This window comes from Tolypothrix sp. FACHB-123, assembly GCF_014697075.1.
Taxonomy (GTDB): domain Bacteria; phylum Cyanobacteriota; class Cyanobacteriia; order Cyanobacteriales; family Nostocaceae; genus Aulosira.
Window position 1 is genome coordinate 40,746 of sequence record NZ_JACJRE010000050.1, and the last position, 14,504, is coordinate 55,249.

12 protein-coding genes are annotated in these 14,504 nt (G+C 38.1%); 5 read left to right on the forward strand and 7 right to left on the reverse strand.

Translation table 11 applies throughout. The annotated features are described in order from the left end of the window. From H6G41_RS25830 to H6G41_RS25840, 3 genes are all read right to left on the reverse strand, one after another. Complete coding sequence (locus H6G41_RS25830) at window positions 1-747, reverse strand: hypothetical protein (RefSeq protein WP_190749987.1); 747 nt, start codon at window positions 745-747, stop codon at window positions 1-3. A 724-nt stretch (window positions 748-1,471) separates the two neighbouring features. Beyond that, complete coding sequence (locus H6G41_RS25835; RefSeq protein ID WP_190749989.1) at window positions 1,472-2,959, reverse strand: tryptophan halogenase family protein; 1,488 nt, start codon at window positions 2,957-2,959, stop codon at window positions 1,472-1,474. A gap of 137 nt (window positions 2,960-3,096) precedes the next feature. Beyond that, window positions 3,097-4,047, reverse strand: coding sequence for a CPBP family intramembrane glutamic endopeptidase (locus H6G41_RS25840; protein WP_190749992.1), 951 nt, complete (start codon window positions 4,045-4,047; stop codon window positions 3,097-3,099). A gap of 963 nt (window positions 4,048-5,010) precedes the next feature. On the opposite strand from H6G41_RS25840, the gene H6G41_RS25845 reads away from it, so the two are divergent. Beyond that, window positions 5,011-6,156, forward strand: coding sequence for an ISH3 family transposase (locus tag H6G41_RS25845; RefSeq protein ID WP_308796465.1), 1,146 nt, complete (start codon window positions 5,011-5,013; stop codon window positions 6,154-6,156). Window positions 6,157-6,254: 98 nt separating this feature from the next. On the opposite strand, the gene H6G41_RS25850 is transcribed toward H6G41_RS25845, so the two are convergent. Next, on the reverse strand, window positions 6,255-6,722 hold the full coding sequence (locus H6G41_RS25850; protein ID WP_190749993.1) for a helix-turn-helix domain-containing protein: 468 nt from the start codon (window positions 6,720-6,722) through the stop codon (window positions 6,255-6,257). 53 nt (window positions 6,723-6,775) lie between these two features. On the opposite strand from H6G41_RS25850, the gene H6G41_RS25855 reads away from it, so the two are divergent. Continuing rightward, entirely contained in the window at window positions 6,776-7,027 is a 252-nt protein-coding gene (locus tag H6G41_RS25855) for a hypothetical protein (protein ID WP_190749995.1), read from the forward strand. 337 nt (window positions 7,028-7,364) lie between these two features. Here the strand turns inward: H6G41_RS25855 and mobV are convergent, their stop codons facing one another. Continuing rightward, a complete protein-coding gene (gene mobV, locus H6G41_RS25860; protein ID WP_190749997.1) occupies window positions 7,365-9,104 on the reverse strand; it encodes a MobV family relaxase in 1,740 nt (579 codons plus the stop codon). Window positions 9,105-10,273: 1,169 nt separating this feature from the next. Further along, window positions 10,274-10,600, reverse strand: a complete 327-nt coding sequence (locus tag H6G41_RS25865) for a hypothetical protein (RefSeq protein ID WP_190749999.1) — start codon at window positions 10,598-10,600, stop codon at window positions 10,274-10,276. A 263-nt stretch (window positions 10,601-10,863) separates the two neighbouring features. Here H6G41_RS25865 and H6G41_RS25870 point away from each other — a divergent pair, with 263 nt between their 5' ends. The 3 genes from H6G41_RS25870 to H6G41_RS35395 all read left to right on the forward strand — a co-directional run bounded on the left by H6G41_RS25870 (window position 10,864) and on the right by H6G41_RS35395 (window position 12,930). Continuing rightward, window positions 10,864-11,001, forward strand: a complete 138-nt coding sequence (locus H6G41_RS25870; protein WP_190750001.1) for a hypothetical protein — start codon at window positions 10,864-10,866, stop codon at window positions 10,999-11,001. A 650-nt stretch (window positions 11,002-11,651) separates the two neighbouring features. Continuing rightward, the gene (locus H6G41_RS35390) at window positions 11,652-12,356 is read left to right on the forward strand and encodes an ankyrin repeat domain-containing protein (protein WP_242038045.1); all 705 of its coding nucleotides are present in this window, start codon (window positions 11,652-11,654) and stop codon (window positions 12,354-12,356) included. Beyond that, window positions 12,310-12,930, forward strand: a complete 621-nt coding sequence (locus H6G41_RS35395) for a GUN4 domain-containing protein (protein ID WP_308796468.1) — start codon at window positions 12,310-12,312, stop codon at window positions 12,928-12,930. Before H6G41_RS35390 ends, H6G41_RS35395 begins: the two co-directional genes overlap by 47 nt. Before the next feature lie 256 nt (window positions 12,931-13,186). Here H6G41_RS35395 and H6G41_RS25880 read toward each other — a convergent pair whose 3' ends face one another. After that, window positions 13,187-13,936 (reverse strand): SDR family NAD(P)-dependent oxidoreductase, encoded by a 750-nt coding sequence (locus tag H6G41_RS25880; RefSeq protein WP_190750003.1) that lies wholly within the window; start codon window positions 13,934-13,936, stop codon window positions 13,187-13,189. Window positions 13,937-14,504 lie beyond the last annotated feature (568 nt).

The window sequence follows — 14,504 nt, forward strand, 5'->3', positions numbered from 1 at the left end:
CTAAACCTGGGGAATGAGAAGTTCCGGCGCGATGAATTCCGATTCTGGTGCATCTCTTAAAATGATTTGAGATGACAGGAATTTGGTATTAATAATATCTAGATAGGTTTTGAGATCTTCCTGCCAATTATCTATTAACTGATGAATAGACTGTAGTCTTGTCTCTTTTGTATTACCTTCAGCACCGTAGCTAAAGTTACCATAAAACATTACTATGGGAACAGTTTCTTCTTCAGTTATATAGAGTTTTCCTTCATTGATATTTAAACTTAATTGACGCCGATCTAAGCTAAAAGCTAGTTGAATAGATGCTTTCACAGGCGCATTCCCAACTTCTTGCCAAGGAGCAGGCGCTAGCAAAGTTTTGATATAATTTTCTACATCGGCTTCTTCACCTAACTGATTGGCTGTAATGTAGCCTCTAATATCGATACCTACAGCTTGGTACTCTACATTCGGTAATGCTTTGACATAATTGTGCGCGATCGCTGGTATTTGTACCTCACTAATATCTTTAGTTCCAACTATCTCTACAAAGCTGAGAAGATCCTGTTGCGCAGCCAAACTGATACCATTGCGGAAGACAAGCTGAGAAACTTGATTATTCACAACTGGCTGACGCGCAAGTTCCCAATCACTAGGGATAATATCACTATATTTAAGGAAATCAAATGTCAGAATACTAGGATTGTGATTCTTAGTTGCAATAGCAATAGCTAAGTTCTGGATCGTTAAATTTCTGTTCATTTCCATTTAGCTGAAATTGACATATATCCCGAATTAAGACATATTTTCTGCTAAGAAAATATGTCTTATATAGAATTACCTTGATGACAGAATATTCATCACGCAATTATGGTGATGCAGTAAAGTCTCGCTATAAGTTTATACAAGATTTTCTAAGGCTTACAGGCGTTAAGCGTTCAAAGTACCATACTAAACAGCTATTTGCTTGTTACTCCTTATACGTGTTACACGTGAGAATTACTGTCGGATATAAAAATAGCATAAATACATCTCAGAAAAAAATACTATTCATAAAAAATTTATAAACCACATCTAGATTTTTTATGGCGGCTTCAAAATAACAAGGATTTATTTCAATAAATTCTTTAAGAAAAAAACATATATTTTTTTTCTTTTTTTGGAGCGAAAATTTTTGATTATTTTATTTTAAAATTTAATTTTCTATTATCTAAAAATAGATTCAGACATGATAACATCTCTAGTCCAGTTATTTTTTATATAAATAAAAATCTATATAACTTAACATAGAAATTTGATATGAAGATTAATCAATATAGATAAGCTATAAAAAAATTTATAAATTAGCATTTATACTTATTAATACTGCTCAAAGTATGGTTTTTTCATGTCAAGTTAACACCTGCACTTAAGCCTCGCTTAAGCAAAAAACAGTCAACAGTCAACTAACCTCATAAATGATGATGTGATTTAAAGGTGTAACAACCTACCAGATTTTCTCCAAAAGATGAAATGCTTCTTGAGGACTTAAAGAGCCTTCTAGGTTTTTATGTAATGTTTGTCGATATTGCAGCCATTCTGAGCTTTCTTTGTCAGCTAGAGGCCTTAAGTGTTTTACTGGCAGTTGTTGTCCGCATAACATAGTTAAATAACCATCTATTTCAAAAATGCTGGATTTAGGGATAAGATGAGCGATCGCGCGACAAACCCCACTATCTTGATAAAGTTCTACAAGATTTTGCACAGATCCCAAATCAGTTTTTTCTTGACAATACTTCCAAAAAGGGGTGTCTAATTTTCGGTTAAACTTAAAATGCAGGGTTAAAAAGTCACAAATCTCATCCCATAAATCAGCAACATATTGATTGGTAGCATCAATTAACTTGGGAGTTGGACGAAGATTGCTATCTTGTAAAGCTAGCACTACTCGCCAAATAGTTTCAACAATCATGTGCTGACCTGTAGATTCTAAAGGTTCTACAAATCCTGAAGCATTACCAATTGCAACGACATTATTAACCCAAAACCTTCTATATCTCCCTGACTTAAAGGATATTTTTCTTAAGTCATCAGTTGCGTCAGGGGTAAGGCTCAAATATTCTTGAATAGCTTCGTCTTGAGTACAGAAACTAGAAGAGTAGACATATCCAAAGCTGACTCGTTCTCTTAAATCGATTCGCCAACGCCAGCCAGAATTCATAGTTGTTGCTGTTGTAAACGGAAAAATTGGAGATTGGCGCTGACAATTTCCGACTATTGCAGAATCGCAAAAAAGGCGATGGCTAAAAGATATAAATTCTTCTTTTAATACTCCCCTAAGAAGTTGTGATTTAAATCCCGAACAATCTATAAATAAATCTGCCTCAATTTTTAAATCATCTTCACAACAAAGATGTTGAATATTTCCCTGCTCATCTAATTTGGCATCAAGAACTTCCATTTCTTGAATATCAACGCCTAAAGATGATGCTTTCATCGCTAGATATTTTATAAATTCATAAACATCTATATGATATCCAAAGCCATCAGCAAGTATTTGAATATTGCCCTGACCATCATGTAATAATGGTGAATGTTGCCTATCCATGAGGATTGAATATCTGCTAGCTTGCCTCATGTCATGCATACAATAAAACCCAGGAGTTTTACTGAGAGATTGTGAATCATATCTAAATTGCCGATCAAATGTGTAGTTAAAATGAGAAATATGGGGAACTCCCCATTCAAATTTAATTCCCAATTTCCATACTGGCCATATTGATTTATAAAATTCTTCTTGGGGAATATTAAGATGTTCGTGTAAAAATTGAGGAAACCAGGCTGTTGTAGACTCGCCTACACCTATTGCTGCGTGCTTTCGACTATATATTAGTAAGACCTGAAGCTGAGGGAAAAAGTGTTTTAATGTTACTGCTGACAATAAGCCTGCACTACTTCCGCCAACAATAGCAACTCGTTTGATATCAATATTCATAGTTAATTTTTGAGAAATCTAGTTTTATATCAACTCTGCCAAAAGCTTAAAATCCGAACTACAGGAATATCAAAGGCATGATGCGTTACTGAAAACCCTGTTATTTATTAAATGATAAGGTAGTAGTTGATATTAAGTCAAATAACAAGACCTAGTTTACCTTTGGTTCTTTGAATCAAAAACATACTCACTGCAAACATTGGCAGCACTAAATTTATTTCTGTGATTTGTTGAGCGATAAAAGTTTCAGATAAAACTTTGCCTCCGACTCTGACTGAATCATTTGATAAACCGTGCATCGCAATAGCTATGATGGTACTTTGCCCTAGTAGATTAAAGAAATAAGTTATTAAGATTGAAATCAAGATAAATTTACAGGTAAGAATGAAAAACATAGATAAAAAATTTATTACCCCATAATCGAATAATAAATTTATTTTCACGGGAATATGCCACATAGACCAGAAAAATCCCAGTATTATCGAAGCTTGTACAGGTCGGAAGCGTTTTTGTAATATAGGTAGAGCAAAGCCTCGCCAGCCATTTTCTTCAAATAAACCTCCAGCATCTAAAAACATGGCAATAATCAAGCCGAGCCAAAAATGAATCGAGAAAAAGTTGATATCCCAAACAAAATCCTTTTCAGGAAGTAGCCACTTATTTAAGCCAGCAGAAGCTAGATTCATTAAACTAAAGACTAATATGCAAATTACCCAAATTTTCAATGCATACTGCCAGTTCATACCTAGCTGCCAAAAACGAAATCGGTTTTTGAGTTCTAATAAGCCTTTTCGTCCGTAGGTAATACTAGCAACTATAAATACTGCAATATCTGGTGCTGCTACTTGTAAGATTGCTAATAGAACTCCAAAAAATGCTCCCGGTTCTGCTGATACTACCCGAAAAGCAGTTACTAAATCAGTATTAAATTGAATACCTGTTCTTTGGAGTGCTTGGTCTACTGCAACATCGGCACCAGTTAATAAAAATACTGGAATAATCAGAATTACAATTAAAACTGAAATGATGTAGTACCATACTAGTAGGTGCTTTTTTACATGGGCTGTAAGTTGTTTCACTAGATTCATGAATATGTGTGTTGGGAAGAAAAATTCTGGAACTAAAAATTAGAGTATCCCAGAAACTAATGTGGTAACAATTGACTAACGTAATGAATTAATATGACATATATCATATGACAGGAGAAAATTTTGCCGGACTAAAGCTGTGTGTATGCTTGATTTTTCCCTCTGGGGTGGGTCAATCATTAAGAAATTCTCAACTATGGACTCTTGACTATTGACTATGAAGCAGGTGAGTGTTGTTGTATCCAAAGCACAGCATGAATGCGATCGCGTAAACCCAACTGACTGAAAGATACGCGAGACATAATTGGATAAAATGATATGTCCTTTACTGCCAAGTTATCCTTTCTGTGACACAATGTTCAAGGGGCGATCGCTAGGGTAAAAGATGCGATCGCAAAAAGTTGGTGCAATAATTTCCAAAAGTTAACACTATCTTAATCACTACTTGATTGTAGGCCAGTAGGTTCTTTGTGTTGCCTTACACAGGCTGTCAAAGCAGAGAAACTTTCTGACTAGGAGTGAATATCAGGGCAAACGCATCTAAATTATTCTTGATCACAACCAAGGTTAAGAACCAACGAAAGAATCAGCATTTCTAGTTTGATTTATTTTCCAAGCCTCAAAGCGATCACTAAATCTATGTCAATAAGCACCGATTAATGCGATTGATTTTGAGCTTATTGACAATACCATCCTTTTATTGACATTTGTTGACTATTTCAGTAGACCGAAAAGTTTTGCGATCGCGCACAGAAAGATAGCTATAAAATTGATCATTGCCAAAAAAACCGTATTCTTAGATACATTCTTTGGAAAAACCCTTGAGCGACATTAAATAAGTAAAACTAATGAATTGCCTCAAAAGTTAAGGGTAACGCGCCCATCAAAACATAGTTCTGGTGTCGTGTTACGCAATTTTTGTAAAGTATGGAGGTAAAGAAGCAAAATTGAGGATTATTTAGTGTGGCTATAACTACAACTACCCCAGTTCTAACTGATAGTAAAACGTTGAACGAAGTAGTTAACTGTTTAACAGAAAATATTCCAATTCAGACTCAAGGTAAGTGTGAACAGAATAAAATTTTTGAAATTTTAATTCGAGCAGCCACCCAGAGAGATAGCATTGAAAATACTACCAAAGTCTTAAAGAATGTTCCGACAAGCAATGACATTCGTTACCATTTAGAAAAATATTCAGACCTCAAATCTCTAGAATCAGACTTAAATGCAGCACTTCAAAGCCGCTTACCAGATGGAATCCGACAAGGTAAACAAAAAATTGCTATTGATTTTAACTTAATTCCATATTATGGCGAACCATCGCCATCAGAAGCACCATATGTTTATAGAAGTCAAGCTAAAAGTGGCACTTGTTCTTTTTATGCCTACGCTACTGTCTATGTAATTAAGAAGAATAAACGAGTAACCTTAGCCATCAAAGCTATTCAACAACAAAATACTTTAGTTGCAATTATCACTTATCTTTTAGCTCTGATTGAGCCTTTGAAGCTGAAAATAGAACGATTGTATTTAGACCGGGAATTCTTCTGTGTGCCAGTCATCAGATGGTTGCAAGCTCTTGATATCCCCTTTGAAATGCCAGTAATTATTAGAGGCAAACATGGAGGTACTAGACAATTAATTAGAGGTAGGCGTAGTTATAAAACTACTTACACTTTAAACAGCGATAAATATGGCTCAGTCACTTTTCATGTGTGGATAGTTTGTACATATAAAAATGGTAAAAGACGAGCGCATGGGCGAGAGTTTTTTATTTACGCAGTCTATAAAGTCCAGTTATCTTTACACCTGATACATGATGACTATCGTCTTCGTTTTGGAATTGAGAGTAGCTATCGGATGAAAAATCAGTGCCGGATTAAAACTACTATTAAAAATCCCATTATTCGGCTTTTATTTGTAGCTTTGGCGTTTTTAATTATTAATATTTGGATTTATCTAGTATGGCATTATCTTAGCCGTTTAAAAAGAAGCTATCGACAAGTTCTTTCTCACCTATTTACCCTCAAACAGATGCTTGAATTTCTACGTCAAGCCGTAGACCGAAACTATGGGTTAGCCTGCGAAGTTTGTTTACCATCTGGCTGATTTTGGTTGAATTTCGAGGCTTATTTATAAGCGAATCTTATTATTCAAATCTCACAATCACCTTTTGTACATTTCCCAAAAAACGGTATCATACACTACTATTTTTTAGCGTTCGCAAAACTTTTCGGTCTACTGACTCTTCCTGACTCGCTTCCATATGACCCCCTTTTTTTTAGCACCCGTCTTAACCTGTCGGCACTTAGTTTCACGTTGCGATCGCTCTCTAATTTTTGAGTTAATTGAAAACTGTTGTATGTACGTGGTTCATTTTTCAGGCATTCCTCCAAAAAAACGATGTCTTCTTCGGTATACTTCGTTTTTCCCCCTCGACCTGCCAACTCCCAAAGACTCTCTAACCCAAGTTTTCGCCATTTATGTAAGACTTCTCTTACAGTTTGGGCAGTCCAGTTAAAGTGAGCAGCTATTTTTTCTACGTACCACCCATGTGCGTTTAACCTAATTATCTCTGCTCGGTCTTTAACCTTCTGTGGTACATCGGCAGTTCTTAAGTTTAACAGGGTTTTGTCTTGTTCACGAGTTAGGAATACCCTTATGCGAGCGCCCATATCTCAGTCACCTCGGTAGATACATTCTACGTATTTATTTATCTTTACATAGTTTGGTTTTTTCACGTCGTTCTACTTATCTAGGAAATCAGCAATATAATCCCTGGCTTGAAATCGGACAGGATTTCATCCAAAGAAAAAACTCTTTAGGAAAAGTTTATTACGAAAATAGCACTACAGGTGAAACTTACTATCCTGACTTATTAAATACAGAACATAGAGGAAAAGGACACTGGGATTATAAAGTAAATGGTAAAAAATGGCGTGTTTATGATGATGATTGTATAGAAGAGGACAAGCGATAAGTTAGTTGCAGTTTAAAGTGTGATGTCTGTATTAGTTATAAAATTTTATAAGGCGATCACATCTGATTATAGGTTATGTAGTATTTACAATTTATTGCTACCAGATCAGCTTTGAATGCGAGGCCCAACATTTGGTAGAATAAGCGTGCTAAGAAAGTTCGACCGAGCAAAAGTGTTAGGCGGTCGCACCCAAACCAAATGCTTGTAAGGCAACGCTTTGCACTTTAATGTACAAATAATTTCTTAGCTTTTTCTTACTCAAGAATTGCTTGAGGCAGATTTATAATGTAAATAAAAAAAGAATGGTAGAAACTCAGCTGGTTAAGTGCAAAGAGTTTCAAAAGTTAAGTTGTTGAATCAATTGTTCATTCCAATCTTTAGTTGTTGGTCGCAGTCGTTTAGCGTGAGGTAAAACCTCTTTTATTTGTTTAGCAATTTCATCAGCAGTCGCATCATTATCATAGGCAACAACTATAGTAGGAATTTTTGTAAAAAATTCGGAAGTTGGTACGCTAATAACACTATCTGCTGCCAAATATAAAGTTTTCTCTTTTGGGGGTAAAAGTGTTGCAATCGAAAGTACTTCGATGGGAGATTTGACAATAACTGCGCGAGAAATTTCATCGCTGGTTTGTCCACAAATTGTCAGATGGAACCATCCAGCAGTACGTTTAGTACCAATAGCAAACCCAACGAATGTGTTATCTCTACCCAGAGTACCGCGAAGAAAAGCACCTGTGGTTTCTCCAACCAAGTTTCGCATGATAAATACAGCATTTGCATTTTCGTCAGCGTAGATTAAACCGTTTGTGTGGAGAATATCAATTAAATATTCAGGGATTTTTCGTTGGACTGTCAAATAATTGTGTACATCTGGCCAATGAGTTCCATCGCTCAATGGTGGCTTGAAAGGAGAATTTAAATCGTATTTACTAATCTTTTCTACTTGAGAACGGATGTGATGAGTAAGAGCTTTAGTTAATTGGGTGGAAGAAAAATGCTCTGCTAACCATTTCAGTGCATTCTTAAAATTACATCGATTGACGTGCATCACTAAATCAATTGCGCCACCACCACCTTTTTGGTAAGTGCCAAAGTCATAAAATTTTGAATCAATAATGCTAATAATGTGTCCTTCTCCCTTCCATCGGTTCTGACCTTTTTTATCGGGAAAAAGTCCTAACTCGTAAGCCACATCATCTAAAGGTAAGTCTCGTAAAAGTTCCGCTTGTGCTTTCAACTGGGCTAGTTCTAACTCCAGTTCCAAAATGCGTTGTTCTAAACTCTGCCGTTCTCTTTCGGAAGCTAAAGCAGTAAGAGCTAACTGTTCTTTTTCCCTGAGTATTCGTTCTCGGTCAGCTAGTTGATAATTAACATTGTTGAGAGTAGGTTGAAGAGCTTCTTGAACTTGTTCAAGATATGTAACTGCGTTTTGATGTTGCTGAGGCTGAGGGAAAATTTCTCTGATATCTAAGTTAAATGTCTGCTGATTAACTTCAGCATAATATTTTTTGATATCTGTGTGTTTGGCTCTGGAACCTTTTATTCCTCGTTCGATGCCAAGATGTGCAACTGCATTAGCAAAGCTGTCCTGCATTTGTGACAATTTTTGTCTGCCATTGAATAGCGCTCGGCAGTTGAGTTTACCATGATTATCGAGCGGTACTATATAAGCATGAATATGAGGAGTTACTTCATCTAGATGTAACTCGGCTCTGACGACTCTATCAGTGTAACGTTCTAGCAACCATTTACTAGATGTTTCGACAAAATTATCTAAAAGTTCTTGGTTGTAAGTGCCTGGTTGTGATGGGTTTTCGGGACGGAAATATTGAGGGCTGGCACTCAATAACATTTCTATTGCCAAGACAGCATTAGAGCGGATTTTTTGGTTGCCAATCTTCTCTTTGAATAGAGTCTCCAGATCTATATCGTCAGCATTCCCAATTACCCGAATATTTTTTATAGATGGGTCTGCATTAGGAGTATCACGCTCTCTAGTGGTGTGCAAAGAGCTGCTTCCAAGTTCTCCCCAAGACTTGATTTTCTGAATTCTGCAAATTGCGTAAGTAGGCATATTTGCATCTTCCCACAGTCAGGATACAGAAATTATCTATGCTTGCTGGGTCAACATTTATTTTTATTTCTTAAAAATTATTTTACGAGACTTGACATTTAAAAGTGAACTACTTAGACTTGCCTAAAAATGTTTAGCTTTACCGTTTTTGTACCCTTACGCTTTAAGCAAGCTAGACGTAGCGTTTGCGTCAGGAGACACGTCTATACAAAAAAATTAAAGGTTTTGGTTAAGATTTTTGTTCACAAGGAGAGACTGGAGACTTTGATACCCGCTCAAGTCAGGATTGTGTAGTAAGTACTCTAAACGACTACACGAAAAAAATAATAGAAAAACCATAATGCCGAGAATCACAATCCCCGGTATCTTTATGATAGTTGTCTCCCAGACACCAATACAGCTAAGGTGTGGATTATGGGAACCTGGCCGCTATGCCTGGAAGCTGGAAAATGTTCAAATTCTCAAAGAACCCATACTAACTAGAGGTAAGCAGAGACTTTGGAATATTGAATTACCTAGGAGGGGCTGCACCAACGTCCCAGGCATCGCACCCCAATCGTTAGTAACCAAATTCTTAGAGAAAAATCCCGAACCATTAATACTCTGCCCTAGCTGCAATTCACAACACATATATTTAAGTGGCAGCTGCGGTATCTGTGGGTTAGAATCTATGAAGCGTACATAGCGAAAAGTCAGAGCGGCGGCTTCCGCCATAGACCCGAAGGAGCTTGCCAATAGGCATCTGAACTTTTCAAGACAGCAATTACAGGTAAATGATGACTCTTCAGTTGGCGATCGCCTATCTCTTCACGGTTTAATTGGGAAGAGAAAATTGACGGCGAGTGGAAGGACAGAAGTATTGGCTCTGTACCAGTGGGTGCGATCGCAATGATTAAATCTATGCAAAATCAAGGAGTTGCACTTGAGGAAATAATCGCTTTTATTAAAAAGTCAAAAATGAAAAATAAAACTTAATAATTTAGAATATGCAATTTTGGTAGATTGCCTTCAGACTAAAAGTAAATGGCTTAATAATAAAGCCTATATTACATATCAAGATAAATATAAAAGTAAAGTAAAAATGCCTAAATATCTAAATGGTCATCAGCCAACGATAGAGAAACTCAATGAATGGATTAAGTATTTTCATAATAATGGCTTTCTGGTAATTAACAATGTGTTAACACCTGAACAATGTGAACTTCTAAGAAATGATTTATGGTGATAGTCCACCGAGATGGTAAATCATTGTAAGGTTGTTGCTTAGGAAAAAAATTAATTTTATAAATTGTCTGCCTTAGCTGGTAAATAGTAAACTCTAAAAATGTGCGGTAAGCAATAAACTCAAATATTTTGGGAAAGCTTTCATTTGAATGAATACCATAATCACTGGGCTTGGCTTCTGAAATTGAAGATGCAGGAAACTCCATTCCATAATCAGTGAAGATGATTGCCTCTTGTGTAGGAAAATTGTGAAGATTAACTTTTAATCTCATTGCTAAATATGTAATAAATAATCCTCTTGAATTATTTAGCGAGTATAAGGGTCACATAATGCTCTGGTATAAGGGCTTCCTAAAGGATGTTCATTTTGACAGTCTTCAGCTAGAGATGGAGTTTGAGGGTAAAAGAAGATAAGTCCAGCCACTAATGTAAAAATAAATTTCTTCATAGTTTTATATTTTTGGGAAATAGTCGTTAAATAGCAAGACAAAATATTGAGTTAAATGTTTCCGATGCCGCCAGTATTAATTTTTTAGTGATATGGGCTGCTGGGAGTGCGATCGCCCTCCCGAATCAAGCGATCGCACCTTCCGGTAATGCTTTATCATGGCTCTGTCCAGATTTATTACATGGGTATGGAGTTGGGGGCAGGGCGGCCGCATCATGTCAATAAGGCTAGACTATTCTCAATAAGCTCAAAAATAATCGCATTAAGCCATGCTTATTGACAAAAATTTAGGCGATCGCTTTGAGGTTTGGACAATGGATCAAATGTTAAATGCTGATTTTTTCGTTGATTCTCAATTTCAGTAGTCACCAAGTATACTTTAGATGCGTTCGCCCTGGGGTTGGGGGCAATCGCATATCAAAAAGCGTCTATTGTCTTCTTAGTAAGTAGCGCGTGAGGTGGAAATCCTTCTCGTTTAAGCTGGTGTCCATTCATCAAGAATTCCATAACTTTTAGTAATCTCCGCCATCTCCATTACAAATTCTCTATTGAATATGACACCAAAATAAGTGCTGCCCTTATACTTTTTACCAATCCATGTTGGGTCAATTACTTCAAGAGAATTGTTAATTAACCAAGCATGAGATACGGAGAGATTACAGAAAGTCGCATCGAATCCTTTGATAATGTCCGATTTTTCTTGTCTGTCCTCAACACAATTGGAGTTTGGGGGATAGCTGCACTAATGATTACTAAGTTTTTTAGAGGAAATAAGGAAATTACAGATAGTGGCAAAATTTAACTACAAATCATCTCTTTCTCTGTTCCAAACAATTTTTTTAATTTCCCTGACTACTATGGGTACAGTGGTCATTATGCCACGTATTGTTGAATCTCAGACACCCAAAGAAACCTCCATCTCTCCTTTTTGTCAAACATTATCGGAGAAATTTAGTCCTTTTGGGAATATGGGGAATAGTCCCGATTTATATGCAGCATTAGAACAGGCGATCGCCAAAGGTGGTGATTTGAATCAACCCTGCGATATGTTTGATGAAAAGTGGCTACCCCTCAACTTTTTGCTATCTACCAACGAAGTATTGGCTCAACGTTTAATCCAAACTGGGGTGAACGTGAATGCAAAGGATGGTAAGGGAGATACTCCCCTGCATTATTTAGGAGCATCAACAAAAAATGCCCAATTGCTGCTAAGTAAAGGAGCAAAGGTGAATGTCCGCAATCAGAACGGAAATACCCCACTGCATAATGTTTTTGGTCAAAAAACGGCTGCTGTCATCAAACTTTTAATCAATCAGGGTGCTGAGGTTAATGCTAGAGACAAAGAACAAATGACACCCCTACATTTTGCTGCCAATTCTGGAAAAGCAGATATTACCCAGCTATTGATTCGCAGTGGTGCGGATATAAATGCCCGTAGCAATCAAAACTGGACTCCACTGCACTACGCAGCCTCTCATCCAGAAGTGACCAAAAAACTCATCCAAGCAGGGGCGAATCTCACGATCCAAAATCGTGAATTTGTTAGAGCGACATATCGCCACTCAAAAATCCCCTGGTAGTGGAACAACTACAACCAAAGCAACCGCAAAACTTCAGCAATTGCTCAATGCCAAAAACTGGAAGGCTGCTGATCAAGAAACCCGTCGTCTCCTATCCCCTCAAAAAGACCCCTACGGGCCTAACGCTGCGACCATACCCCTAAATTTAATTCAAGAGATTGATCGAGCTTGGTTAGGAGCTAGCGGTGGAAGGTTTGGATTCAGCGTCCAAGCCAAGATTTGGCAACAAGTAATAGCAGCTCATCCCAAAAATTCCGAAAGAGCAGTCAATGCTTTTCGCGATCGCGTCGGTTGGAAACTTAAAGCTCCTCGAACTGAAAACGATTTTATTAGCAGCGACTGGCTGAATGAATCGGAACTCAATTATTCATTGCAAGCTCCCATTGGTCATTTACCCTGGGCTGGTGTTTCAGACGCACTTGTGCAGTCAGTTGCAGTTCCTCCCCCTGGACAACACTGTGGTAGCTGTACTGTGGATGCAATGCACCTACGGCATGGGCGATTTTATACATATCTACCCCAACTTTTTGCGCGGGTTAAAATGGCATTGAATATTTTTGTGCCGAAAAAATAATCTGACCTGTGCAAGTAGCAATTCAACTAAGAACTCTAGTGCGATCGCTTTCCCATTTTCCTCTAAGAATATATTGTCAACACAATTAAATTACTTTCGCGCTCAGTTTACCTAATGCCATCTCCAAACGGCGGGTGAATTGTGATGGGCGATCGCTCATTAGTTTTCCTTGCTTGAATGGAAGAGGTGATGCTTGCGGCGGTAAACTACGCCCCCTTGAAAACCATACTTTTATTACTACAACTAAACTTGAAAACTAGCGAAGCCCACCGGTGATGTACAGCGTTTCGCCAGTAATCCAGGCGGAATCAGAGGAAGCAAGAAAGACAACGGCAGGGGCGATGTCCTGTGGCTGTCCAATGCGACCTAGTGGTGTTTGCGCTTCAGTTTGTTGGCGACCTTCGCTTTCGGTAATTCCTGCTGTGTGCGCACCTTCTGTTTCCACCATGCCAGGATTGATGGAGTTTACACGGATGCGGCGGGGGCCTAACTCTTTAGCTAGCGACTTCGTGATGGCATCAACAGCTGCTTTGGTAGCGTTATAGATTGCGGCATTCGGGGGTGTAAGGGTGCTGACAATCGAACTAATATTAATAATGCTGCCGCCTGCCGAGTCGAAGTGCTTTACAGCTTGCTGTGAGGTGAGGATCAATCCCAGGACATTTATATCGAATTGCTTATGGAAGTGCGCTTCTGTGATGTCTTCAAGTGGTGCAAATTCATAAATTCCCGCATTGTTGACCAAAATATCAACCCTGCCCAATGCTTGCTGTGTTTCTGTAAACAGATGTTCAATCTCTGCTTTTTTGGCAACATTTGCCTGAACTGCCATCGCCTTTCCACCGGCGCTAATAATCTCATCCACTACGCGATCAGCCCCTTGTTTGCTAGAGGCGTAATTGACAACCACTGCTGCACCTTCGGCTGCCAGATGTTTGGCAATCGACGCACCGATGCCTTTAGACGCACCTGTAACAACTGCGACTTTCCCCTGTAGTTTTGTCATGCCTGCGATCCCTGTGGTTATTGGGTTGAAAATATCTGTCCGAAACGGCTTTGTTGCAAGAATGCAAGTTCTTTATTTAAGATACCAGTTAATTGAGAGTTAACACACTTCGTTATATCAACGGTAACGATAAAAGTCACACAACAAATTACCGTTTTAGCGATCGCTCCTTTGCCACTTTCTAAGAGAACTAAGTAAGTCGGTGCAATAAAACCAAACTATGTGAAGAAAAGTAAATAAGGCTCAAACTCTTTCTCCCCCTGCCCCCTGCCTTATTCCAACAATAATTATTTACGCCGACCTACTTAATCCCCCCACACTGCCATAAATTCTTCCCACTCCTGGTCAGTTTGGGGTGCTTTGTCTTTGGTCAGCCCCACTACTCGCGCCAGCTTCCTGGCTTGGTCTATGCTCTCGCCAATTTCTATCAACTGGTGTTCTAGGTTGGGGTCGTAGCCTTGGGGACTTCCAAGAAATAAATTACTCAGAAAAAATCATAAGTGGACAATCAAGAGATAATGATAATCATTCCGAGGGGGTGAGTGGTGGTTGCCGACGGCAACCACCA